Consider the following 24227-nt stretch of genomic DNA (forward strand, 5'->3'; position numbering starts at 1 on the left):
GTTAAATACGTGCGTTAAGGGCCGCAATAAACGCTGAGATATTTTGTTCATGGCGTTTGTAGTACGTCCACGGGCCAATGCGCTGGGACGTCACCAACTGCGCGCGCTGCAGCGCCGACAAGTACAGCGAAACGGTGGACTGCGACAAACCTACGCGCTTCTGAATGATGCTGACACACACACCAACATCTTCAGGGTCGATCTCTTGCTCGGGGAAATGCGTTCGCGGGTCTTTCAACCAATTCAAGATCGCCAAGCGGGTGGGGTTGTCCAGGGCCTTAAGTGCTTCGCTGACGTCTATGTTCATAACTTCCGATACCTAGTTTTCTCGATATTACAATTTATCGAGTTTAAACACACGGTGCCGGCGTTAAGGCCGAACACCGTGCGTGGGCGATCGGTTATTCGTAGGTTGGGTAGTCGGTGTAACCTTTGGCCGTGCCGCCGTACATGCTGCTGGGGTCGGCAAGGTTCAGCGGCCAATTATTGGCAATCCGTGCTGGCAAATCAGGGTTGGCAATAAATGGCCGACCGAATGCAACCAAGTCGCCCCAGCCGGCCTCAATCACGCGAATCCCCCGCTCGGCGGTGTATTTGCCCGCGTAAATAATTTTACCGCTGAAGGCTGACCGTACGGCGCTGCGAAAGCTGTCCGGCAGTTCCAGTGCGCTGTCCCAGTCGGCTTCTGCAATCGAGAGGTAGGCAATGCCGATTTCTTGCAGCACCTTGACGGCCTCGAGGTAGGTTTCGTGCGGGTTTTCTTCCACCAGACCGAGATAAACGCGGTCTTCGTCGGTGCTGGCAAACAGCGGTGCAAAACGTACACCCAGGCGCTCTTTACCCACCACCTCGGCCACCGCCGTAGTCACTTCGCGCAGAAAACGCAGACGGTTTTGCAGGGAGCCGCCGTATTCATCCTCACGGTGGTTGCTGTGGGCTGAAATAAACTGGTTCACCAAATAACCATTAGCGCAGTGAATTTCAACCCCGTCGAAGCCCGCCGCAAGCGCATTGCGCGCCGCTTGGGCATACAGTTGCACAATGTCTTTGACCTCCGCGGTGCTCAGCGCGCGCGGCGCTGAAGGTGCAGCCAAGGCACCCGCGCCTGGGCCGGTTTCGATAAACACGCTGACGTTGTCGGCGGCAATTGCAGACGGCGCTACCGGCGCACCGCCGTCCGGTTGCAATGAGGTGTGAGAAACCCGGCCTACGTGCCACAGCTGAGCGAAAATCACCCCGCCTTGTGCATGCACAGCGTCGGTCATAGTGCGCCAACCTTCGATTTGCTCAGGGCTGTGGATGCCCGGTGTCCATGCATAGCCTTGGCCACGCGGCTCGATCTGCGTGCCCTCGGTGACCATAAAGCCGGCACCGGCACGTTGTTGGTAGTAGGTGGCCATCAAGTTATTGGCGATATTGCCAGGCTGCGAACTGCGCGAGCGGGTCAGCGGCGGCAACACGATACGGCTTTTAAGGCGGTAGGGGCCCAGCTCAGTGGTGTGAAACAGAACAGAATCTTTCATTGTTAATACCTCGATATCTAGATTTATGAATGTATTGAGTTGGCGATTGGCGATTGGCAATGGGTCAGGCTCAGCACCGTTTGGCTGGGTGTTTACTAAGGTAGAGGTGCACGCTTAGTTGCAGGCTAGGCCTAACTCGCTGTAACGCGCCAAGTCAGGCACCCAAGCGCGGTAGCTGAAGGGTTGCAATGGCCTTCGCGCACTCCGCTGGCAGGCGTGCTTGGCCAGTAACCATGCATTGCTACTGCGTAAACAGACGGCAAGACTATTCGCGATATTGAGATTTGTCTATATATAAATTTATATGCAGTGCAGTGCAGTGCAATGCACAGCAGGCGAGGCGGCGTGTCTACTGGCCGGTATAAGCCCTGTGGTTGGCACATGCCGTTGGGCTTTGATGTGGCCGCGCATTAAGCGTGTTAGGAGGCCGACCGGCTAAAGCGGCCATCCGTTCTCACAGCCGGTAAGACTCAACCTTCCACCATGTTGGCAGCAGGTCTTTGATTTTGCTCTGGCCGAAGCGGTCATCCAGCAGGTACACCACGCCCTGATCGTCTGTGGTGCGGATCACCCGCCCTGCGGCTTGCACCACTTTTTGTATGCCAGGGTAGAGGTACGCATAGTCGTAGCCGTTTTCGGCACCGAACATTTGCTGCATGCGTGCTTTGACCTCTTCATTAACCTGGTTGATTTGCGGCAGCCCGAGGGTGGCGATAAAGGCGCCGATTAAGCGTTTGCCGGGCAGGTCGATGCCTTCACCAAAAGCGCCGCCGAGAACGGCAAAACCAATCCCCTCAGAGTGCAGGGTGAAGCTGTCGAGAAAGCCCTGACGCTCGCCCTCGTTCATGCTGCGGGTTTGCACGCTGGTGGGGATCTCGGGCTGCAACGCGGCGAATAACTCGCGCACCTGTTCCAGGTAGGCGTAGCTGCTGAAGAACGCGAGGTAGTTACCCGGCTCGCGCTGGTATTGCTCGGCCATCAGCCGGCAAATCGGCGCCAGGCTGGATTCACGATGTTGGTAGCGGGTCGATAAGTTACTCACCACGCGCACGCTAAGTTGTTCGGCGGCGAAGGGCGAGGCCACATCAATCCATTGTGCTTCTGGCGGCAGGCCAAGCAGGTCGCGGTAGTAGTTATCCGGCCGTAACGTGGCCGAAAACAATGTGGTGCTATGCGCATCGCTGAAGCGACTGGCGATAAACGGCGCGGGCACCACGTTGCGCACGCACAGGGTGGTGTCGATGCTCAGCGCCTGCTGGGTTTGCCGGGTGATGTCGAACAACGAGTGCGGGCCATAGGCCTCACTCAAACGGCAGAACAGCATGGCCGCCAGATAGAACTGCAGCAGGATGCGGTCGTTGCCGTTTGGCTGTTCGCTCAGGTGATCGGTGATCGCGCTGACGGCTTTTTGCAGGGTGGCGACGAACAGCTCGGGCACCAGCGGATAAATCTGGTAATCCCCTGTTTGCACCCGATTGAGTTGCTCCCAGTGCCGGCTGACCCGTTGCAATGCGCTGCGCAACCCCGCGGGTGCGTGTTGGCAGAGCTGGTGGAACAGCCCTTGATCCAGCTCGGCGGTGTACATGCCGCGCGCCCGGTCGACCAAGTTGTGTGCCTCGTCCACCAGCACCGCGACGCGCCACTCGTTGAGCAGCGTCAGGCCATAGAGCAGGGCGTTCATGTCGAAGTAATAGTTGTAGTCGCCCACCACCACATCAGCCCAGCGGCACAGCTCCTGGCTCAGGTAGTAGGGGCACACCTGATGCTGAAGAGCGATGCGCCGTACCTGCTCATGGGTCAGCCAGCTTTGTTCAAGGGCCGCTAAACGCGCGGCGGGCAGACGGTCATAAAAGCCTTTGGCCAGCGGGCAAGATTCGCCATGGCAGCTTTTGTCCGGGTGCTCACACGCCTTATCACGGGCGACATGTTCCAGCACCCGTAGCGGCGAGCCTTGCGCTTGCTCGCGCAGGCTGTGCAGGGCGTCTAGGGCTAAACGCCGACCGGGGGTTTTGGCGGTGAGAAAGAACAAGCGATCCAGTTGCTGACCGGGCATCGCTTTGAGCTGCGGGAACAGCGTGCCCAGTGTTTTACCAATGCCCGTGGTGGCTTGCGCCAGCAAGGTATGACCATCGCGGGCGCTGCGATACACCGCTTCGGCCAGTTGCCGTTGCCCGTGCCGGAAGCTCGGGTAGGGGAAACTCAAGGTCTCTAGGTAGCGGTCACGCCGTTTGCGGTGGGCTTGCTCCTGCAGCGCCCAGCTCAAAAAGTGCTGGCACTGTTGCGCGAAGAAGGCGTGCAGTTCATCGGCGCGGTGTTCTTCGACAAAGGCATGCTCGGCGTGGCTCATCACGTCGAAATACACCACCGCCAGCTCAACCTTCTGCAGGTTGAACTGTTGGCAGAGCAGCCAGCCATACACCTTGAGCTGCGCCCAATGCAGCAGCCGATGATTGGCCGGGATGCGGCTGATGTCGCCGCGGTGGGTCTTGATCTCTTCTAAGCGATTGGCCAGGGGGTCATAACCGTCGGCGCGGCCACTGACCAGCAGCGTTTGGTAGGTCCCGCTGAGCGGTAACTCGGCCAGGTAGTGATCGCCCCGGCGACCGACCACGGTCTGGTGCCCGGCCATGCCTTCCTGCGCGGTGGGCGATGGCGTGAAGCGCAGGTCAAGGTCGCCTTGTTTGGCGGTGAACTCACACAGCGCGCGCACTGCCACCCGATAACTCATGCCGCCAGCCAGCTTACGTAACACACGTCGACGGCAATACCGTGCTGCGCGGCGAACGCCAGCCAGCGTTTCTGGTTGTCTTGCAGGCGGTCGCCGGGGCCTTTTACTTCGATCATGCGGTAGCGTTGCTGCTGCGGGTAAAACTGGATCAGGTCAGGCATGCCGGCACGATTGGCTTTGAGGTCTTGCAGCATGCGGCTGAAACACGCCCGCAAATCCTGCGCTGGGATGCACTGCAGCGCCATCTGCAACAGCGGTTCATCAAGCAGTGCCCAGACTACAAAGGGTGACTGGATGCCGTTTTTCTCGCGGTATCGTTCAAGCATCAGCTGCGGGTAGTCAGGGCGCTCAAGGCGCGCCAGGCATTGCTCGAACAGCAGGTGCCGGCGGGGATAGAACTCGGGGCTATAAAGGTCTACCGGGCCTGTATGGAAGGGGTGAAAAAACGCCCCGGGCAGCGGCGCGAAGATGGCATCCCAACACAGCAGGCCGAACAGGCTGCAGAGCAAGGTGTTTTCCAGGTAATGCACCGGTGCGTCATCGCTGTGCAGGTGGTTGCGCACGGCAATTTCTACACCGCCGCGCTCCGGCACGGCTAAGGCTACTTCAAGGCGTGACTCGCTCGTCACCTTGGGCTGTTTCGGCACCGGCCTGCCCAGCTTGCGGCCCAGGCGGGTGAGGGCGCGTTCAAGGCGCTGGCGCTCTTCATCGCTGCCAGGTTGTTGGCTAAAGCTGCTGGCCTGCTCATAAGCCTCGGTGTAACGGTTTAGCGATTCCAATACACGAATCTGCCGCCAGCGCGCCTGGCCGTGAGTGCTGCGCTGATAAAGCCTCAAGGCTGATTCCAGCTCGCCACGCTTTTCCTCGTGTTGAGCGATTTGAAACAACAACCGCGATTGGCGGCCGCACAGGTAAGGGTTGCTCGATGAGAAGGCCAACAGTGCCGGCACAATCGTCTCAACGGCGTCGCCCTCCTCGAAGCGCACCCGCAGCCCGCGCACATGCAGGTAGTCATCAATGTCTTGGCGGCTTTGAAAGCCCCGTGACTGCGGGCTGATATCGACCGCCTCGTAGCGAAAGATGCCCAGATCCGCCAAGACAAACTCCGACCAGTCCTGAGCCAGATTGCCGAAAAACATCAGGCGCAGACGGTCGCACAGCTCGCCCACCTGCAGGCTCAACAGTTGATCTTCCAGTACCGGGCACCAGCTCGCAAAGGACTGAGCCGGCAAGTCTTGCGTCAGCAATTGCTCGACCAATTCAGTTTTCTTTTGGGCGGCGCGTTTGTCGGCAAGGGGCAGGTGCGCCAACAGCTCATCTTTGCGCAACAAGTCGGCAATCTCCGACGTCGTCAGCGCGGTATCGTCGCTCAGCCAGCCGAGTTCAAGCGCAGGCTGAGCCGCCTTTAGGCAATCGCCGATTTCCGGGTAGTCGAGCTTGCTCAGGCGAAAGTGACTGCCGCGCCGCATGATCATCCGCACTAATATTGCTTGGGATGGCCACTGCAGCTGCTGGAAGGTTGCAATAAAGGCCTGCTCCTCAGTTGTCAGCAGGTCGGCGTAGCGCCCACCGACCCAAACGAGTGCAGTGCGGAAGTTGCTCAGGTAGTACAGCTCGGGGGGAAGCGGGGCAGGCATGGCGGTTATCACTGTATTCTTGTACAGGATTGTCCGTGTTGTAGCGCTTGGGAGCAACTGCAGTGTTGGGTGTGGCCTAATCAGTCGGCGTGCTTGGGTGATGGCGCTGCAGCCTGGCCCAGTGCTCATGCTGTCAGCAATATCGTTAGCCCGTTAAGTAAAAAATATGACAAGGTCATGAGCTGGCTGATTAGACCTAAACTGCGCGCAGTCGCCGTTAGGCCGGCGCCTGGGCAGCCTCTGATTGGAATTTACCCTGTGCTTGATGGTCGAGTTATTGCCCGCGAGCTTTTGCTAGCTAGGCTTTCAAGTGCCACCGTTTTTTGCTTTAAGGAGTCTCACCATGACATTTATACAGCGCAGTTCGGCTCTGCTTTTGGCCGGCTTACTGGCCGCAGGCAGCGCTTTCGCTCAAGCGGATGCCCCGGTGCGGGTAGGCTCCAAAATCGACACCGAAGGCAAGTTGCTGGGCAATATGATCGTGCTGGCGCTTGAAGCCCGCGGCATCAAAACCGAGAACAAGTCAGGCTTGGGTAACACCAAGGTGATGCGCGGCGCCCTAATAGCCGGTGAGATTGACCTCTACCCGGAGTACACCGGCAACGGCGCCTTTATGTTTGGCGAAGAGTCCAACCCCGTGTGGAAAGACGCAAAAGCCGGCTACGAGCGCGTTAAGGCGCTGGACTATGCGCAAAACAACATTGTTTGGTTGACCCCCTCGCCGGCCAACAACACCTGGGCGATTGCCATTCGCCAAGATGTCGCCACCCCTAACCAGCTGAAAACGCTGGATGACCTGAGCCAGTGGCTGGGCACAGGCGGGCAGTTCAAGTTGGCGGCCTCGGCTGAGTTTGTCGAGCGCTCGGACGCGCTGCCGGCCTTCCAAACGGCCTATAACTTCACCCTCAAGCCCGACCAACTGCTGACGCTGGCCGGTGGCGATACGGCGGTGACGATTCGTGCGGCCGGTGAGCAAACCTCTGGCGTTAATGCGGCCATGGCCTATGGCACAGATGGCGCTGTCGCGGCCTTGGGCTTGGTGATTCTGGATGACCCCAAAGGCGTGCAACCTATCTACGCGCCGGCGCCGATTGTTCGCGAAGACGCACTCAAGCAGCAGCCAGAAATCGCCGAGGCGCTGGCGCCGGTATTCGCCCTGCTGGATGGCCCCACGCTGCAACGCCTGAATGCCAAAATTCAACTTGAAGGCCAGGACGCCAAGAAGGTTGCCGCAGACTTTCTCAAGGCCAAAGGGCTGCTGCAATAAGCTCGCAGACAGCATCGCGCTGCAGCGGCAACTGCGGTGGTTAGCGCCATGAGCTTAGCGGCCCAGCCGCGTTGGCAAACGGCGCAAGCCGCCCTCACGTTGTTGGCAGTGGCGGCTTTATGGGCGCTGCCGCTGGTGCGGGTGGCGCCCAATCGCCTGGTATCCGGTGAGGCCGTTTCATTCTTCGCTTTGTTGCACGGGCCGGTGTGGGCGGCGGCGGTGCTTCTGGCTGGGCTGTTGGTGCTTTCGCTGGCACCGCCAAAGCGCCTCTATTTGTGGCTGATCGTCGCGGCGGCAACACTTTTAGCGGTGGGGCTTGGCGTTCTGGCGGCCAACCACGCCGCTCACGTGGTGCAGGCGAGTGCGCCGTTTGCCCGCACCGCGTTGGGCAGTGGCCTTTGGCTGGTCTGGTTGCTGCTGGGTCTAGTGCTGGCCGACGCGCTGCAAACATTGTGCGCGGGCAGGGCGGCGCGCGTGGGTGTGGCCATGACGGTTTTGCTACCGTTAGTGTTTTTGCTCGCCAGCGGCGGCGCCGATGAGTTGTCGATCATCAAGGAGTACGCCAACCGCCGCGATGAGTACTGGGGCCTGATCGCACGGCATTGCCAGATCGTCGCCTTGGCCCTGCTCTTTACCTTAGCCATTGGCCTGCCGCTGGGGTGGGCCACGCACCGTTATGGGCGAGTCGGGCGGGTGATGTTCCCGCTGCTCAATATCATCCAAACCATTCCCTCGATTGCCCTGTTTGGTCTGCTGATGGCGCCACTGGCGTGGCTGGCGGTGAGCTGGCCGGTGCTGGGTCGTGCGGGTATCAGTGGCGTGGGCCTGGCACCTGGGGTTTTAGCGTTGACCTTGTACAGCTTGCTGCCAGTGGTGCGCGGCACGTTAGCTGGGCTGGCGCAGGTGCCCTCAGCCGTCACTCAAGCGGCGCAAGGTTTGGGTTTTACACCGGCGCAATTGTTTTGGCAGGCGCAGGTGCCGTTGGCGCTGCCTGTGGTGTTGAGCGGTGTGCGCGTTGCCAGTATTCAGGCGGTGGGCTTGGCGGCGGTGACCGCGCTGATTGGTGCCGGTGGGCTGGGCAGCTTGATGTTTGAAGGTTTGTTTAGCAGCGCTCAAGATTTAGTGCTGCTCGGCGTCGTGCCCATCGTCGCACTGGGGATACTGGTAGACGGCCTGTTCAAACTGCTGATCGGCCAGACTCGCTCAGCCACCGCTCATAGAGAGTTAGCGCCGTGATCGAATTTAACAACGTTGGTAAAACCTACGGCCAAACGCCTGATGCAGCCAAAGCGCTGGACGATGTCAGTCTGCGCATTGGTCGGGGTGAGTTGGTGGTGTTGATTGGTGCTTCGGGGTCGGGCAAGTCCACCTTGCTGAAAATGATCAACCGCATGGAGCAGCCTGATGCCGGCAGCGTCAAGCTCGACGGCCAAGACATTGCGCAGGTGCCGGTGCGTCAACTGCGCCTGCGCATGGGCTATGTCATTCAGTCGGTGGGGTTGTTTCCGCACTGGACAGTGGCGCGCAATATTGGCGTGGTGCCGAGCATGCTCGGCTGGTCGCCGCAGCGCATAGCCGCTCGCGTGACTGAGTTGTTAAGCCTGTTTGATCTGGACCCGGCCACTTACGGCCCACGCTACCCGCACCAATTATCGGGTGGCCAGCAGCAACGCGTAGGGGTGGCGCGTGCATTGGCGGGCGACCCGGAAGTGCTGCTGATGGACGAGCCCTTTGCCGCGCTGGACCCGCTGATCCGCACGGCCCTGCAGGATGAGGTCAAGCGTATTCACCAGACCTCGGGCAAGACCATCGTTATGGTCACCCACGACATCGACGAGGCCCTGCACTTAGGCACGCAAATTGTGCTGCTGGAGCAGGGCCGTATTGTGCAAGTCGGCTCGCCGCTGGCGCTGCTGAGCAATCCCGCCAATGACCAAGTGGCCGACTTTATTGGCCGTAGCGATGTCGGTATTAAGCTGCTTTCGCTGCAGCGCGCGGGCAGTCTGGCGCGGGCGCAAGCGCCCCATAGCGGGCCGAGCTTGGCCGCTAGCGCCAGCCTGCGCGAGGCGGTTTCGACGCTGGCGCAGCACGGCTGCAACACCCTTAATCTGCTGGATGAAACAGGCGCGCACGCGGGGGTGCTGCACGCCGCTGACCTGTTTAGCCGCGCGCATAATGACGCGCCGCTGATAGGCACGCAGCATGCTTAAGCCGCGCTGCGCCTGGTTGGGCGACAAGCTGCTGTTGGCCGCATTGTTGTTGGCCGCATTGGTGGTGGGTCTGCCCCATAGCGAGCCGCTGTTCGCCAGCTTGTTCCCGCAGTTAGAGCGCCCGGTTTACCGCCAAGAACCGTTCACCCAACTGCTTTGGCAACACCTGTTGCTGGTGGGCGTGTCGGGCGCGGCTGCAGTTGCAGTCGGTACGCTGGCAGGCGTCTGGGTAACCCGTCCGGCGGGGCGTGCTTTTCGCCCGGTGCTGGAAACGCTGGTGTCCATGGGGCAAACGCTGCCCCCCGTCGCCGTGTTGGCACTGGCGGTGCCAGCGGTGGGGTTTGGTGAACTGCCCGCCTTGATCGCGCTAACGCTGTATGGCTTGCTGCCGGTGGTGCAAGGCACCATCAGTGGCTTACAAGGCGTACCGACTCCGGTGCTGCAAGCCGCCAACGGCATGGGCCTGTCGGCGTGGCAGCGGTTGCGGCAAGTCGAAGCTCCGCTGGCCATGCCCGTGTGGTTGGCGGGTGTGCGCACCTCAGTCATTATCAATATTGGCACCGCCGCCATTGCCTCCACTGTGGGCGCGAAAACCCTAGGTTCACCCATCATCGTCGGTTTGAGCGGCTTCAACACCGCCTATGTGTTACAAGGCGCGGTTGTTGTGGGCATGCTGGCTGTGGTGGTGGACATGGGCTTTGAGCGCCTGGCTCGGCGCGTAGACTGGGCGCACTGAGTCAGCTCCAGCACTGTTGCTGTGACGACAAAGACGGTTAGACAGTCGCAGTTGCACACGCTCGATTAGAGATGGATACCGTCCATGATGGCAACGCCCGAAAGCACGATGAGCGCAAGCGGACTGAATGGGTGCATCCCGGGCCGATTACCTGCGCATCGATTACGGCCTCGTTTGTGCACACTGCTACTCACCTTGGCACTGGCAGTGCTGTTGCCAAGCCTAGGCCATGCTAAAGCAGGCAGAACTAGTGCTCAGCTGGCTTTAACGGAAGAACAACAAGCGTGGCTCGCGCAACAGCCAACGCTGCGTGTGGGGCTGGTTATGCAAGCGCCGTGGGCCCGTTACGATCAGCGGTTGCAAACACTTTCCGGAGCGAACGTCGAGTTGATCACCCTGCTGTTGAGCAGCATGGGTGTTAAGCCGCAATGGCAGCGCTTTTCCAGTTACACAGCGTTAGACGCTGCGGCAAAACGTGGTGAGCTAGACCTCGTGCCCGGTATGCAGCAATCGCCGGCTGGGCTGCGCCAATGGCTGTTTTCTGACCCCTACATGCGCGTGCCGCATTTGCTGGTAGGTGAGCGCCAAGCAGGCAGTGGGGTGGACATTGATAACCTCGAAACCGCAGAAATATTTGCCGTGCGCGCCCCCAGTGCCGCCAAGACATACCTGCGCAGCACCTACAGCCAACTGCACATTCTGCCTGTGCCCTCTGCGCGCGCCGCCTTGCAAAAAATAGTACAACGCCAAGCTCGCTATGCCGTAGTTGATGAGGCGCGGCTTAGCCTGCTTCTGGGTGAGTCGCAATTTGCCGGGCTAAGCATTGTCGGTGATTTAGGCTTACCGCAATTACTGCGCATTGCCAGTCGGCGCGATCAGCCCATGCTGGCAGAGATCATCGAGCACGCTCTGCGCGCCCTGCCGGTGGGTGAGGTTGACCGACTGCGTGAGCGTTGGTTGCCGTTACAGTACCCACAAGCCAGTGACTCCCTGTCGTTTTGGCGCAGTTTGACCCTGCTGCTGTTTATTGCGCTGCTGGGTACAGCTGCTGTTGCTGTGCATTTGCGCCGGCAACGGCGCTCATTGGAAAACCAATTACTGCATAGCCGTCAGCAATTGAGCCTGCGCGAAGTGGCCGAGCAGGCGTTGCACCTGAGCCAATTTTCTATCGACCACAGCACCGTAGGTATTCTCTGGGTTAATTGGGACAGCCATGTGCGCTACGCCAACCATGCCGCTGAGACAATGCTCGGATATGCCTCAGGGGCGCTGGTTGAGCGGCCCTTGCGTGAGCTGGAAACCAGCCTGAGCATGGACCGTTGGTTGAGTTTGTGGAAACAAGTTCGTAACCGCGAAGAGGGCCTGCTGAGCTTTGAAACCGAATGCGTGCAGGCCGATGGGTGTTTGTTGCCTGTGAATATTTCGTTGAGTTTTTTGCGTTTCCGCGAGGCTGAATACCTAGTGGTGTTCCTCACCGATATAACTGAGCGCCGTCGCAGCAATGCCGCCCTGCAGGAAAGTGAAGCGCGCTTTAAGGGCATCGCCGGCAATATCCCAGGCTTGGTATTTCGTCTGGAGCGGCCGGTCATCGATCAGCCGGTGGTGTTCGCCTACATCAGCTCAGTCAGCCAAGCATTAGTCGGTTATCCGGCTGAAGAGCTGCAGCGTGTTGATCGCGGCATCAGAAGCTTGGTCCACCCCGATGACTTGGCCAGTTACAACCTGAGTCAGGAAGCCGCTCTGGCCCGTGACAGTGATTGGTTCTGGCAGGGGCGCATTATTAAACGTGACGGTGACGTACGCTGGGCGGATATTCGTGCCACTGCGCGCCACCTCGACCACCAACGGGTGGTGTGGGATGGCGTGGTCTGGGACATCACCGCGAATAAACACATTGAGCTGGAATTGGCTGAATCGCGCAGCCAGTTGCGTGAGCTGTCCAAGCATTTAGAAAGCGTGCGTGAAGAAGAAAAAACCCGCATTGCCCGCGAAGTGCACGACGAATTGGGCCAAATACTCACGGTACTTAAGCTTGAAACCGCCATGTGCGAGTTGGCCTGCGCCGGCCAAGTGCCAGCGCTTGATGAACACCTGCACACGATTAAACGGCTAATCGCGCAGTTATTCCAGCTGGTGCGCGATGTGGCAACGGCGCTGCGCCCGCCGATTCTGGATGCCGGTATCGCCTCGGCCATCGAGTGGCAAGTGCGCCGCTTTGAGACGCGCAGCCACCTCACCTGTTTGGTCGAGGTGCCCGACAACTTACCCCAACTCAGTGACGCGAAAGCCACCGGTTTATTTCGCATTCTTCAAGAAGCCCTGACCAACGTGATGCGTCACGCAGACGCGCACAGCGTGCACGTGACCTTGAGTTTGCACGACGCTGAGTTGTGCTTGTGCATCAGTGATGACGGCAAGGGTTTCACCATCAGCCGCGATAAACCGGTAAGGTCATTTGGCGTGGTCGGGATGCGCGAACGCATCTTGATGCTCGGCGGCACCCTGACCATTGACAGCCAGTGCGGCGAAGGTACAACCCTGTGCGCACGCGTGCCCTTGAGTGAAGAGGAATTGCGGTGATCCGAGTCATGGTCGCAGAAGACCACACCATTGTTCGCGAAGGCATAAAAACCCTGCTCGGTATGTGTCATGACCTGCTTGTAGTGGGGGAGGCTGGTAATGGCGAGCAGTTACTCGAATGCCTGCGGCGCACGCCGTGCGATGTGGTGCTGTTGGACATTTCCATGCCGGGAGTCAACGGGCTTGAGGCCATCCCAAGGATTCGTGCCCTCGCGGATGCGCCGGCGATTTTGGTGTTGTCCATGCATGATGAAGCGCAGATGGCGGCGCGCGCGCTCAAGGTTGGGGCGGCGGGTTACGCCACTAAAGACAGCGAGCCGGCGTTGTTGATTACCGCTATTCGCAAAGTGGCGGCGGGTGGTCGTTATATCGACCCGGCCTTGGCCGACCGCATGGTGTTTGAGGTCGGCCTTACCGATTCAAGGCCGCTGCATGCGCAATTATCTGAACGGGAGTTTTCGGTGTTTGAGCGGCTGGTTCGCGGTGAGGGCGTGAATGACATTGCCCAGCACCTGGCCGTCAGCAATAAAACCGTCAGCACCCACAAAGCCCGCCTGATGCAAAAGCTCGGCATGACCTCATTGGCTGACATGGTGCGCTATGCCATTGATCACAAACTGATGTAAGTACTCAGCCTGGTGCGCCCTGCGTTTTGTAGGGCAATCCTTACAAAAGATTGTCCTACAGCCTGATAACCAGTTGTCATCCTGCCCGATTCTTCCAACCTGAAAGCGTGCCTACTCTCTGTACCTAACAGCGTGCAGACAATAACAAGGGTATGGCGATGACCGGGTCTCAGGAAAATGACGTGCTGGTAAGCTTTCGTGGCATTCAGAAGAGCTACGACGGCGAAAACCTGATCGTTAAAGATCTCAATCTGGATATACGCAAGGGCGAGTTTCTCACCTTGCTCGGTCCTTCTGGTTCGGGAAAGACTACCAGCCTGATGATGCTGGCTGGTTTCGAAACCCCCACTGCTGGCGATATCCAGTTGGGTGGCCGCTCGCTGACCAAGCTCCCTCCGCACAAGCGCGACATCGGGATGGTGTTCCAGAACTACGCCCTGTTTCCCCATATGACCGTGGCTGAAAACCTGGCGTTCCCGCTGTCGGTGCGGGGTATGTCACGCACCGACAGCACCGAGCGGGTGAAAAAAGCCTTGTCGATGGTGCAGCTCGACAGCTTTCGCAATCGCTACCCCGGCCAGTTGTCAGGCGGCCAACAGCAGCGCGTGGCCTTGGCCCGTGCGCTGGTGTTTGAGCCGCAGTTGGTGCTGATGGATGAACCCCTCGGCGCCCTCGACAAACAACTGCGTGAACATATGCAGATGGAAATCAAACACCTGCACAAGCGCCTTGGCGTCACCGTGGTTTACGTCACCCACGACCAAGGCGAAGCCTTGACCATGTCTGATCGCGTGGCGGTGTTCCACCAAGGTGAAATCCAACAAATTGCTGATCCCCGCACCCTCTATGAAGAGCCGTGCAACACCTTCGTCGCCAACTTTATTGGTGAAAACAACCGGATCAATGGCCGTCTGCTTAGCCAGACCGGTGACCGTTGCACGGTCGAGTTGGCCCGTGGTGAGAAGGTTGAAGCGTTGGCGGTGAATGTGGGCCAGCCCGGCGAGCCGGTGACACTGTCGGTGCGCCCGGAGCGCATTCGCCTGAATGGTTCGAGTGAGTCCTGCCAGAACCGTTTTTCCGGCCGCGTATCAGAATTCATTTACCTCGGCGACCACGTACGGGTCCGTCTGGAGGTGTGTGGCATGAGTGACTTCTTCGTCAAACAACCGATTGCCGAGCTGGATTCGGCCTTGGCTGTGGGCGATGTCGTACCCCTAGGCTGGGAGGTCGAGCATGTGCGCGCCCTAGACCCGCTGATCGAAACACAGTGAGTTCAACTCACTCAATCAACCCTGCACGTGGAGAAAACAACAATGAACAAGACTCTCTCGCTTACCGCGCTGACCTTGGCCATGGCATTCGCCGCGCCCGTAATGGCCGACGACCTCACGGTAATAGCCTTTGGCGGTGCTAACAAAGAAGCGCAAATTAAAGCCTTCTACCAGCCGTGGGAAAAAAGCACCGGCGCAAAAATTATCGCCGGCGACTACAACGGTGAAATGGCCAAGATTAAAGCCATGGTTGATACCAACAGTGTGACCTGGAACTTAGTTGAAGTTGAGTCACCGGAACTCTCGCGCGGCTGCGAAGAGGGCATGTTCGAGGAACTCGACCCCGCCCAGTTCGGCAGCGCTGATACCTTTATTACCGGCGCGATTCAGCCCTGCGGTGTGGGCTTCTTTGTCTGGTCGACCGTCCTGGCCTACAACGCCGACAAACTGGCTACAGCGCCAACCGGGTGGGCAGATTTCTGGGACACCGAAACATTCCCAGGCAAGCGCGGCTTGCGCAAAGGCGCCAAATACACCCTTGAATTCGCCCTGATGGCTGACGGTGTTGCGCCCAAAGAGGTGTACCGCGTGCTGGCCACTAAAGAAGGCCAAGACCGCGCGTTCGCCAAGCTTGATCAAATCAAACCGAGCATTCAGTGGTGGGAAGCCGGTGCCCAGCCGCCGCAGTTTTTGGCCTCTGGCGACGTGGTCATGAGCTCCGCTTACAACGGGCGAATTGCCGCAGTGAAAAATGAAAGCAACCTGAAAGTGGTGTGGAACGGCGGCATTTATGACTTCGACAGCTGGGCCATTCCTAAAGGGGCGAAAAACCTTGAAGCGGCGCAGAAGTTCATTGCCTTCACTCTGCAGTCTGAGCAGCAAAAAACCTTCTCCGAAAACATCGCCTACGGCCCGGCCAACAAAGAAGCCATCAACCTGCTGAAGCCAGAGTTGATCAGTGATATGCCCACCGCGCCAGACAACATCGCCAACCAGGTCGCGATTGACGTGACGTTCTGGGCTGATTACGGCGAGCAGCTGGAACAGCGTTTCAACGCCTGGGCGGCCCGTTAACTACCGCTTAGCACCCCGCCCTGAACGGGCGGGGTGCCTTCCCTGATTTTCGGAGTTCGTTATGGCCACTGCAGCGCCTCTTAATGAGAACGCCGGCACCACGCTGAAGCAGCGCCTGGCCCGTGCCGAGCGGCTTAATCGGCTGAAAGCTCAGGCACTGATCGCACCGCTGGTGATCTTTCTGGTATTGATCTTTCTGGTTCCAATTGCCGCACTGCTGTTCAAAAGTGTGAACAACCCAGAGGTGGTCGAGACGTTACCGCTCACCGTGGCCGCGATAGCCGATTGGGACGGCCGTGCTTTGCCTGACGAGCCTGTGTACAAGGCGCTTAGCCTCGACCTTGCCGAGGCGCGCAAAAACCGCAGCATTGGCGATCTGTCCAAGCGCATGAACATGGAGCAGGCGGGCTACCGCAGCTTGATGATGAAAAGCGCCAGAGCGTTACCGTTCAAGACTGAGCCGGTGTCTTACAAAGATGCCCTCGAAGGCCTCGATGAGCGCTGGGGCGACCCCGCGTATTGGCAGGTCATCCGGCGTAACACCAGCAGCATCAGTCCCTATTATTTATTGGCTGCGGTGGATCATCGTATTGATGACCTAGGCGAGCTGGCTGCAGCGTCTCCTGACCAGGCCATTTATCTCGATATTTTCGTGCGTACTTTTTGGATGGGCTTGGTCATTACCGCCATCTGTTTAGTCTTGGCCTACCCATTGGCTTACTTGTTGGCCACCCTGCCCACGCGGCAAAGCAACCTGCTGATGATTTTGGTCCTGCTGCCGTTTTGGACCTCAATCTTGGTGCGGGTGGCTGCCTGGATTGTGCTGTTGCAGTCCTCAGGGTTGATTAACGGTGCTTTGATGGGCATGGGCATTATTGATGAGCCCTTGCAGCTGGTGTTCAACCGCTCCGGGGTTTACATCTCCATGGTGCACATCATGTTGCCGTTTATGATTTTGCCGATTTACAGCGTCATGAAAGGTATTTCACCCACCTATATGCGCGCTGCTATTTCCCTCGGCTGCCATCCATTTGCCAGCTTCTGGCGCGTGTACTTCCCGCAAACCGTGGCGGGTGTCAGTGCCGGCTGTCTGTTGGTGTTCATCCTGTCCATTGGTTACTACATCACCCCGGCCCTGCTCGGCAGTCCGAGTGATCAAATGGTCAGCTACTTCGTGGCCTTTTACACCAACGTCAGCATCAACTGGGGCATGGCCACCGCGCTTGGCGGCTTATTGCTGCTCGCCACCTTGGTGCTCTACGTGGTTTACAGCTGGCTGGTGGGCGCTAGCCGCCTGCGCATGAGCTAAGGAGAACGTCGAGATGCTAAGCCCCTACATGTCGCCTATTGAACGCATCTGGTATTACAGCTTGCGCACCCTCTGTGGCCTGGTGCTGCTGTTTTTGATTCTGCCGGTGTTGGTCATCATCCCGTTGTCGTTTAACTCAGGCAGTTTTCTGACGTACCCCCTGCAAGGATTCTCCCTGCAGTGGTACCAAGACTTCTTCGAGTCGGCCAGTTGGATGCGCGCGCTGAAAAACAGCCTGATCATTGCTCCTGCAGCAACGTTTATCGCCATGGTGCTGGGTACGCTCGCCGCCATCGGTTTAACCCGAGGTGAGTTTCGCGGTAAGGCCTTGGTGATGAGCTTGGTGATTTCACCAATGGTAGTGCCCGTGGTGATTGTCGGTGTGGCCAGCTACCTGTTCCTCGCGCCATTAGGCTTGGGTAACAGCTACATCTCACTGATTCTGGTGCATGCGGTACTGGGTGTGCCGTTTGTGATCATTACCGTGTCGGCCACCCTGCAGGGCTTCAATTACAACTTGGTGCGCGCCGCTTCAAGCCTTGGCGCTTCACCGATCACCGCCTTTCGCCGAGTGACCTTGCCGTTGATTGCTCCGGGTGTGATCTCCGGTGCCCTCTTTGCCTTCGCCACCTCGTTTGATGAGGTTGTGGTGACGCTGTTTCTCGCCGGCCCCCAGCAAGTCACTCTGCCTCGGCAGATGTTCAGTGGCATCCGCGAGAACCTCAGCCCGACCATCGCGGCAGCCGCGACCCTGCTCATCGGCTTCTCCATCTTGCTATTGCTGACCTTGGAATGGCTGCGCGGACGCAGCGAAAAAATGCGCACCCAACAGCCTGAATGACCTGACCCCAGAGCCCGACCATGCCACTCGACCTACAAGACCCAAGCCTGTTGTGCCAGCACGCCTACGTGAATGGCCAGTGGTGCGAAGCCGATAGCCACGCGCGCACCTCAATTTTTAATCCTGCCACCGCTGAGCAGGTGGGCAGCGTGCCGAATATGGGCCGCAACGAAACCCGCCGCGCCATTGCCGCCGCACAAGCGGCGCAGCCTGCCTGGCGCGCCCTTACCGCCAAAGAACGCGCCAACTGTTTGCGCCGCTGGTACCAACTTGTGATGCAAAACCAAGAAGACTTGGCGCGCATCATGACGGCGGAGCAGGGTAAGCCGCTGACCGAGGCCCGCGGTGAAATTGCCTACGCGGCCTCATTTATTGAGTGGTTTGCCGAAGAAGCCAAGCGCGCCTATGGCGATGTCATCCCAGCCCATGCGGCGGACAAACGCATCTTGGTTCAAAAAGAACCCGTGGGCGTTACGGCAGCCATTACGCCCTGGAACTTCCCCAGCGCGATGATCACCCGCAAGGCGGGCCCTGCTTTAGCAGCTGGGTGCGCCATGGTGCTTAAGCCTGCACCGCAAACACCTTTTTCCGCATTGGCACTGGTTCTTCTGGCTGAGCGTGCGGGCTTACCCGCGGGCTTGCTCAGTGTGATCACTGCTGATGTAGAAGCCTCCCGTGAAGTCGGTGCCGAGCTGTGCGAAAGCCCAGTGGTGCGCAAACTGTCCTTCACCGGCTCAACCGCAGTGGGCATCAAACTGATGCAGCAATGCGCACCGACACTCAAGAAGCTCTCGTTAGAGCTGGGCGGCAACGCGCCGTTTATCGTGTTTGATGACGCTGATTTAGACGCGGCCGTCGAAGGCGCGATGATTTCCAAGTACCGCAACAACGGCCAAACCTGCGTCTGCGCTAACCGTATTTACGTGCAGAACGGCGTATACGACGCCTTTGCCCAGAAGTTCAATGCCGCTGTCGCCACCCTTAAAGTGGGCAATGGCACCGAAGAGGGCGTAACCACCGGTCCGCTGATCGACAGCAACGCCGTAGCCAAGGTCCAGCGTCATCTTGCCGATGCCCTCAGCAAAGGCGCGCGACTGCTCGCCGGCGGCAAACCGCATGCTTTGGGCGGGACTTTTTTTCAGCCGACCATCCTTGTTGACGTGCCCAACACGGCGGTAGTGGCCAAGGAAGAAACCTTCGGTCCTTTGGCACCCCTGTTTCGCTTTGAGCAGGAAGCCGACGTGATTGCCATGGCCAACGACACCGAGTTTGGTCTGGCGGGTTACTTCTATTCCCGTGACCTAAGCCGGGTGTTCCGCGTAGCCGAAGCGTTGGAGTACGGCATTGTCGGCATTAACACCGGGGTTATCTCAACCGAGGTGGCACCGTTTGGGGGGATGAAAGCCTCAGGCCTGGGCCGCGAAGGTTCTAAGTACGGCTTGGATGAATACCTGGAAATTAAATACCTGTGCTTAGGCATCTAAGCGCGGGCACCGCATCGTAACGACCGCTTATAACTTCAAAAGTCAGTCGCCTGAGGTCCATGAGGAGCAGCATGAAAAACACCAATGAATCGTTGATGAAACGCCGCGAAGCCGCTGTACCGCGCGGCGTCGGTCAGATTCACCCGATTTTTGCCGACACGGCCAAAAACGTCACCGTGATCGACGTAGAAGGTCGTGAATTTATCGATTTCGCCGGCGGCATTGCCGTCCTTAATACGGGCCATCTGCACCCCAAAGTCATCGCTGCCGTGCAGGCCCAACTGGGCAAGCTCACCCATACCTGCTTTCAGGTGCTGGCGTATGAGCCCTATGTTGAGCTGTGCGAAAAGATCAACGCCAAGGTGCCCGGCGATTTTGTGAAGAAAACCCTGTTGGTCACCACCGGCTCTGAGGCGGTCGAGAACGCGGTGAAGATTGCCCGTGCGGCCACTGGTCGCGCTGGCGTAATTGCCTTCACCGGTGCTTATCACGGTCGCACCATGATGACCTTAGGCCTGACCGGTAAGGTTGTGCCGTACTCAGCCGGTATGGGTTTGATGCCCGGCGGTATCTTCCGCGCGCAGTACCCGTGCGAATTACATGGCGTCAGCAGCGATGACGCCATCGCCAGCATCGAACGCATCTTCAAAAACGATGCGCAGCCGCAAGATATCGCTGCGATCATCATCGAGCCGGTGCAAGGCGAGGGCGGTTTCTATGTCGCGCCAAAAGGCTTTATGCAGCGTCTGCGCGCCTTGTGTGACCAGCATGGCATTCTGCTGATTGCGGACGAAGTGCAAACTGGCGCAGGTCGCACCGGGACCTTTTTTGCCATGGAGCAAATGGGCGTTAGCGCTGACCTCACCACCTTTGCTAAATCGATAGCCGGCGGTTTCCCAATCGCGGGTGTATGCGGCAAAGCCGAGTATATGGATTCGATTGCCCCTGGCGGCCTAGGCGGCACGTACGCAGGCAACCCGATTTCGTGCGTTGCCGCGCTGGCCGTGATGGAGGTTTTTGACGAGGAAAACCTGCTGGAGCGCTGCAAAATCGTCGGCGAACGTTTGGTCGGCGGGCTAAAAGCCATCCAAGCCAAACATAACGTCATCGGTGAAGTGCGTGCCCTCGGTGCGATGATTGCCGTCGAGTTGTTTGAGGGTGGCGACCCTCACAAACCGGCGGCTGCGCTGGTCGCTCAAGTGGTGGCCAAAGCCCGCGACAAAGGGCTCATCCTGCTGTCCTGTGGCACCTATGGCAACGTACTGCGTGTGCTGGTACCGCTGACAGCAGAAGACACCTTGCTGGATAAAGGCATGGCCATTATTGCCGAGTGCTTCGATGAGCTCGCCTAACGTTTACCGCGTCGCAGGTAACGCTAAGCGGCCCTTAGCTCAGGTGCACTAACTGCTGAAGGTGACTGTTTCGGCATTAAAAAACCGCTCAATTAGGAGCGGTTTTTTTTGGTCAAATTATTACATCGCAGTTATTGCGATATACAAACGTGACTGATCAGAAATAGATTACCCCACGGTCTATACCGCCGCTAAATTCAAACAGGTGCAGCGGGCATTCTGCTTGTTCTCATGCCGCCTTTAGGCGCATACACGCAAGCTGGGTAGCGTTAAAAGTAAATTGTATGGTCCTGTTTTTTGCCCGGTGCCTACTCTATAAATCCGTTTAACTAAACCGCCGCTGTCGCATTGCAGCGGCCATCAATAATAAGGGCGTGCATTCATGTTGGGTAATTTAGGGTTGTTTTTCGGGCTTGCATTACTGATATGGATGGCCCTGCGCGGCGTCAATATTTTAATTGCGGCGTTGTTATGTTCGCTGGTTATTGCGCTGACTAACGACTTGGCAATACCGCAAACATTGCTTGAGTACTTCCCTTTCGGGCCGTTGGGTGCCTTCAGCTTCGCCGGTAAATTTTTCGTTCTGTTTCTCTGCGGCGCGATCTTCGGCAAGGTTATGGCCGCCAGCCAAGCGGCCAGTAGCATTGCCCAAGCCATTACTCGCAGCTTAGGCATTAAGCGCACGTTGTGGGTGACGGTGGCGGTTTGCGCGTTGCTGACCTACGGCGGTGTGGTGGTGTTTGTAGTGATTTTCACCATGTACCCACTCGGTATCACCCTGATGCGTGAGGCTAATCTGCCTAAGCGGCTGTTTTGCGCTGCAGCGGCGCTGGGGTCGGGCACGTTCACCATGACTGCATTACCCGGCTCACCGTCAATCCATAACGTCATTGCTTCCAATGCCTTGGGTACCGATCTGTTTGCCGGTGCAGGTATTGGCTTGCTGGCGAGCGCGGTGATGATCACCTTAGGCATGGCGTACTTGCAGCGTGAATGGCGCGTTGCCAGCGCTCGCGGTGAGGGTTTTGAGGTCAATGCTCAGGATTTGCGCATGGAGCAAATGGCCGGTGAGCCTGGCGCGGGGCCGCATTGGGGTATGGCATTGGTGCCAATTTTAGTGGTGCTGGGCGTCATCATGTTGCCTCGCGTGCTGCTCAGTGCTGGGCTGCCCCTTGATGGCGGGCTGTTCAGTCAAATGCTCAGTTTCAGCCAGAGCCAGCCCATCATTTGGCCGAGTTTGGCGCTGGTGATTGCCACGCTGTCGGCCATTGTGCTGTTCCCGGCGCTGCGCCGTAATACCTTCGCCATGCTTGGTCAGGGCGCAGACGACTCGATTATGCCGCTGCTGAATACGGCGGCTGTGATCGGCTTCGGCAGCGTTGTCACGCAAACAGCAGGCTTTAGTCAGTTCGTTCAGTGGGTATTGTCGGTGGACTTACCGCCGCTGCTGTCCATTGTGGCCTCGGTCAGCGTGGTGTCTGGCATCGTCGGCTCATCCTCCGGCGGGCTGCAGATATTTATGCAAACGCTTGCGCCTAAGTATCTTGAAATGGGTGTGGAGCCAGAAGTACTGCACCGTATCGCTAATATTGCCGCCGGTGGCCTGGATTCACTGCCACATTGCGGTGCTGTGATTGCCATGTTGATGATCATGGGCCTCAACCATAAGCAGGCTTATAAAGATATTTTTGTGGTGACGGTGCTAGTGCCCCTTGCGGCAGTGCTGGTTTGCGTTGGCGTATTGAGTCTGATGGCGAGCTGATTACGCAGTCGCTGGCGCCACACGTTAAATAACCGACGAGCCATGAGCCGTTGGCTGCAGCGAAAACCACGTGCATATTAGGCAGGCGGCGAGGTGCAAGACCTCGCCGCCTGCCTTAACGGCCGTAAGCGCAGAGGCTCAATAAAAATAATAATGACGCCAGGAGCGACCAGCATGCAGCAAGAATTTGACTACATAATTGTGGGGGGCGGTTCCAGCGGCTGCGCCTTAGCGGGTCGCCTCAGTGAAAACCCAACTGTTTCTGTGGCCCTTTTGGAAGCCGGTGGTGATGGCAACACATTGCTCACTAACGTCCCTGCTGCGCTGATTTTTACTGTGCCCAGAAAGCTCAATAACTGGGGTTTTGAAACCGTTCCACAAGCCGGCCTAAATGGCCGCAAAGGCTACCAGCCGCGCGGTAAGGTGTTGGGCGGCTCATCGGCGATCAATGCCATGGAGTACGTTCGCGGTCATCAGAGCGACTACAACCACTGGGCTGCACTGGGTAACACCGGCTGGTCGTTTGCAGATGTGCTGCCGTACTTTATAAAAAGTGAAAACAACCACGACATCAAAGACCAATGGCATGGCCAAAACGGCCCGCTGCACGTCAGTCATCTGCGCACCGACAACCCCTTTCAGCAGTACTTCAAAGACGCCGCCGTGCAAGCGGGTTTCCCGCTCAACGATGACTTTAACGGCCCCGAGCAAGAAGGCTTAGGCACCTATCAGGTCACGCAGTTTGAGGGCGAGCGTTGCAGCGCTTACCGAGCTTATTTGCACCCTGTTAAAGACCAGCGCAAAAATCTACTGATTGAAACCGCCGCCATGACCCACCGCGTGTTGTTCGAAGGTAAGCGCGCAGTGGGCGTGGAATATCGTCAAGGCGGCGTGATCAAAACAATTCGCGCTCGGCGTGAAGTCATTCTCTGCGCCGGCGCTTTTCAGTCACCGCAGCTCTTGCTGCTGTCGGGCATTGGCGATGCCGATGAACTGCAAAAGCTCGATATCCCGGTGCTGCATCACTTACCCGGCGTGGGTAAAAACCTGCAAGACCATCCCGACTTTATTTTTGGTTACTGCTCAAAAGACACCCACTTGGTAGGGTTTTCTATCAAGGGCCTATTACGAATGGGCAAAGAAGTTCTGCGCTACTGGCGTGAGCGTCGCGGCACGCTGAGCACTAACTATGCGGAGAGCGGCGGGTTTCTCAAAACACAGCCTGAGTTAAGCGAGCCAGACATCCAGCTCAGCTTCGTTATCGCCCGCGTTGACGACCATGGCCGTAAGTTACATATCAGCCATGGGTTGTCCTGCCATGTCTGCCTGCTGCGCCCTAAGAGCATCGGTTACGTTGGCCTGTACGATAAAAACCCCGAATCGCCACCACTCATTGACCCCAATTTTCTTCAGCATCCAGACGATGTCGAGAACATGTTGGCCGCCTATAAAATGACTGAGAAGCTAATGAAAGCGCCGGCGCTGGCTCAGCATCTCACCGAAGATGCCATCACCGCGCATGTGCGCACTGACGACGATATTCGCGCCATTTTGCGTGAGCGCGTTGACACCGTGTACCACCCCGTTGGTACCTGCAAAATGGGTGTCGATGACATAGCTGTTGTCGACCCTAGGCTGCGGGTTTATGGCGTGAGTGGTTTGCGTGTTGTTGATGCGTCCATCATGCCGACGTTGTTAGGCGGCAACACCAATGCGCCCGCCATCATGATTGGCGAGAAGGCCGCTGATATGATTCTGCAAGACTTCGGCTAGCTCAGCTGTGAAGCTTCCCTACCGGCATCACCCATGGCAGTGACGATGCCCAGC

At 58.1% G+C, this 24227-nt stretch carries 18 protein-coding genes; 14 read left to right on the top strand and 4 right to left on the bottom strand.

Annotated features, from left to right (window positions below; translation table 11 throughout):
- Position 1: 1 nt before the first annotated feature.
- The 4 genes from WF513_RS03565 to WF513_RS03580 form a co-directional block, all read right to left on the bottom strand.
- Positions 2–307 (bottom strand): helix-turn-helix transcriptional regulator, encoded by a 306-nt coding sequence (locus tag WF513_RS03565; RefSeq protein ID WP_339081518.1) that lies wholly within the window; start codon positions 305–307, stop codon positions 2–4.
- Positions 308–401: 94 nt separating this feature from the next.
- A complete protein-coding gene (locus tag WF513_RS03570) occupies positions 402–1523 on the bottom strand; it encodes an alkene reductase (protein ID WP_339081520.1) in 1122 nt (373 codons plus the stop codon).
- A gap of 454 nt (positions 1524–1977) precedes the next feature.
- The gene (locus WF513_RS03575) at positions 1978–4251 is read right to left on the bottom strand and encodes an ATP-dependent DNA helicase (protein WP_339081522.1); all 2274 of its coding nucleotides are present in this window, start codon (positions 4249–4251) and stop codon (positions 1978–1980) included.
- On the bottom strand, positions 4248–5888 hold the full coding sequence (locus WF513_RS03580) for a VRR-NUC domain-containing protein (protein ID WP_339081524.1): 1641 nt from the start codon (positions 5886–5888) through the stop codon (positions 4248–4250). The genes WF513_RS03575 and WF513_RS03580 overlap by 4 nt, the downstream gene beginning before the upstream one ends.
- A 343-nt stretch (positions 5889–6231) precedes the next feature.
- On the opposite strand from WF513_RS03580, the gene WF513_RS03585 reads away from it, so the two are divergent.
- From WF513_RS03585 to WF513_RS03650, 14 genes are all read left to right on the top strand, one after another.
- Complete coding sequence (locus tag WF513_RS03585; RefSeq protein ID WP_339081526.1) at positions 6232–7155, top strand: ABC transporter substrate-binding protein; 924 nt, start codon at positions 6232–6234, stop codon at positions 7153–7155.
- A gap of 48 nt (positions 7156–7203) precedes the next feature.
- Entirely contained in the window at positions 7204–8391 is a 1188-nt protein-coding gene (locus WF513_RS03590; protein ID WP_339081528.1) for an ABC transporter permease, read from the top strand.
- Positions 8388–9365 (top strand): ABC transporter ATP-binding protein, encoded by a 978-nt coding sequence (locus WF513_RS03595; protein ID WP_339081530.1) that lies wholly within the window; start codon positions 8388–8390, stop codon positions 9363–9365. Before WF513_RS03590 ends, WF513_RS03595 begins: the two co-directional genes overlap by 4 nt.
- Complete coding sequence (locus WF513_RS03600; protein ID WP_339081532.1) at positions 9358–10101, top strand: ABC transporter permease; 744 nt, start codon at positions 9358–9360, stop codon at positions 10099–10101. The genes WF513_RS03595 and WF513_RS03600 overlap by 8 nt, the downstream gene beginning before the upstream one ends.
- A gap of 213 nt (positions 10102–10314) precedes the next feature.
- On the top strand, positions 10315–12681 hold the full coding sequence (locus tag WF513_RS03605) for a PAS domain S-box protein (RefSeq protein WP_339083397.1): 2367 nt from the start codon (positions 10315–10317) through the stop codon (positions 12679–12681).
- An 8-nt stretch (positions 12682–12689) separates the two neighbouring features.
- Positions 12690–13307 (top strand): response regulator transcription factor, encoded by a 618-nt coding sequence (locus tag WF513_RS03610; protein WP_339081534.1) that lies wholly within the window; start codon positions 12690–12692, stop codon positions 13305–13307.
- A 158-nt stretch (positions 13308–13465) separates the two neighbouring features.
- On the top strand, positions 13466–14578 hold the full coding sequence (locus tag WF513_RS03615) for an ABC transporter ATP-binding protein (RefSeq protein WP_339081536.1): 1113 nt from the start codon (positions 13466–13468) through the stop codon (positions 14576–14578).
- A gap of 42 nt (positions 14579–14620) precedes the next feature.
- Entirely contained in the window at positions 14621–15652 is a 1032-nt protein-coding gene (locus WF513_RS03620) for an ABC transporter substrate-binding protein (protein WP_339081538.1), read from the top strand.
- Positions 15653–15713: 61 nt separating this feature from the next.
- The gene (locus tag WF513_RS03625) at positions 15714–16961 is read left to right on the top strand and encodes an ABC transporter permease (protein WP_339081540.1); all 1248 of its coding nucleotides are present in this window, start codon (positions 15714–15716) and stop codon (positions 16959–16961) included.
- Positions 16962–16974: 13 nt separating this feature from the next.
- Positions 16975–17802 carry an ABC transporter permease gene (locus tag WF513_RS03630; RefSeq protein WP_339081541.1) on the top strand — a complete coding sequence of 276 codons (828 nt, stop codon included), beginning with the start codon at positions 16975–16977 and terminating at the stop codon, positions 17800–17802.
- A gap of 20 nt (positions 17803–17822) precedes the next feature.
- On the top strand, positions 17823–19286 hold the full coding sequence (gabD, locus tag WF513_RS03635; RefSeq protein WP_339081543.1) for an NADP-dependent succinate-semialdehyde dehydrogenase: 1464 nt from the start codon (positions 17823–17825) through the stop codon (positions 19284–19286).
- 71 nt (positions 19287–19357) lie between these two features.
- A complete protein-coding gene (gene gabT / locus WF513_RS03640; protein ID WP_339081545.1) occupies positions 19358–20638 on the top strand; it encodes a 4-aminobutyrate--2-oxoglutarate transaminase in 1281 nt (426 codons plus the stop codon).
- Between the two features lie 382 nt (positions 20639–21020).
- Positions 21021–22400: a GntP family permease gene (locus tag WF513_RS03645; RefSeq protein ID WP_339081547.1), complete on the top strand. Its 1380-nt coding sequence runs from the start codon at positions 21021–21023 to the stop codon at positions 22398–22400.
- Between the two features lie 174 nt (positions 22401–22574).
- Entirely contained in the window at positions 22575–24173 is a 1599-nt protein-coding gene (locus WF513_RS03650) for a choline dehydrogenase (protein ID WP_339081549.1), read from the top strand.
- Positions 24174–24227: the final 54 nt, after the last annotated feature.

Source organism: Pseudomonas sp. TMP9, from assembly GCF_037943105.1.
In the GTDB taxonomy this organism is placed as follows: Bacteria; Pseudomonadota; Gammaproteobacteria; order Pseudomonadales; family Pseudomonadaceae; genus Aquipseudomonas.

Bases quoted from the DNA above. Each gene is read 5' to 3' on its own strand.
- WF513_RS03610 (WP_339081534.1), top strand. From the start codon at position 12,690: ATGGTCGCAGAAGACCACACCATTGTTCGCGAAGGCATAAAAACCCTG.
- WF513_RS03600 (WP_339081532.1), top strand. From the start codon at position 9,358: ATGCTTAAGCCGCGCTGCGCCTGGTTGGGCGACAAGCTGCTGTTGGCC.
- WF513_RS03625 (WP_339081540.1), top strand. From the start codon at position 15,714: ATGGCCACTGCAGCGCCTCTTAATGAGAACGCCGGCACCACGCTGAAG.
- WF513_RS03575 (WP_339081522.1), bottom strand. From the start codon at position 4,251: ATGAGTTATCGGGTGGCAGTGCGCGCGCTGTGTGAGTTCACCGCCAAA.
- WF513_RS03585 (WP_339081526.1), top strand. From the start codon at position 6,232: ATGACATTTATACAGCGCAGTTCGGCTCTGCTTTTGGCCGGCTTACTG.
- WF513_RS03580 (WP_339081524.1), bottom strand. From the start codon at position 5,888: ATGCCTGCCCCGCTTCCCCCCGAGCTGTACTACCTGAGCAACTTCCGC.
- WF513_RS03620 (WP_339081538.1), top strand. From the start codon at position 14,621: ATGAACAAGACTCTCTCGCTTACCGCGCTGACCTTGGCCATGGCATTC.
- gabT (WP_339081545.1), top strand. From the start codon at position 19,358: ATGAAAAACACCAATGAATCGTTGATGAAACGCCGCGAAGCCGCTGTA.
- gabD (WP_339081543.1), top strand. From the start codon at position 17,823: ATGCCACTCGACCTACAAGACCCAAGCCTGTTGTGCCAGCACGCCTAC.
- WF513_RS03650 (WP_339081549.1), top strand. From the start codon at position 22,575: ATGCAGCAAGAATTTGACTACATAATTGTGGGGGGCGGTTCCAGCGGC.
- WF513_RS03645 (WP_339081547.1), top strand. From the start codon at position 21,021: ATGTTGGGTAATTTAGGGTTGTTTTTCGGGCTTGCATTACTGATATGG.
- WF513_RS03565 (WP_339081518.1), bottom strand. From the start codon at position 307: ATGAACATAGACGTCAGCGAAGCACTTAAGGCCCTGGACAACCCCACC.
- WF513_RS03570 (WP_339081520.1), bottom strand. From the start codon at position 1,523: ATGAAAGATTCTGTTCTGTTTCACACCACTGAGCTGGGCCCCTACCGC.
- WF513_RS03615 (WP_339081536.1), top strand. From the start codon at position 13,466: ATGACCGGGTCTCAGGAAAATGACGTGCTGGTAAGCTTTCGTGGCATT.
- WF513_RS03590 (WP_339081528.1), top strand. From the start codon at position 7,204: ATGAGCTTAGCGGCCCAGCCGCGTTGGCAAACGGCGCAAGCCGCCCTC.
- WF513_RS03630 (WP_339081541.1), top strand. From the start codon at position 16,975: ATGCTAAGCCCCTACATGTCGCCTATTGAACGCATCTGGTATTACAGC.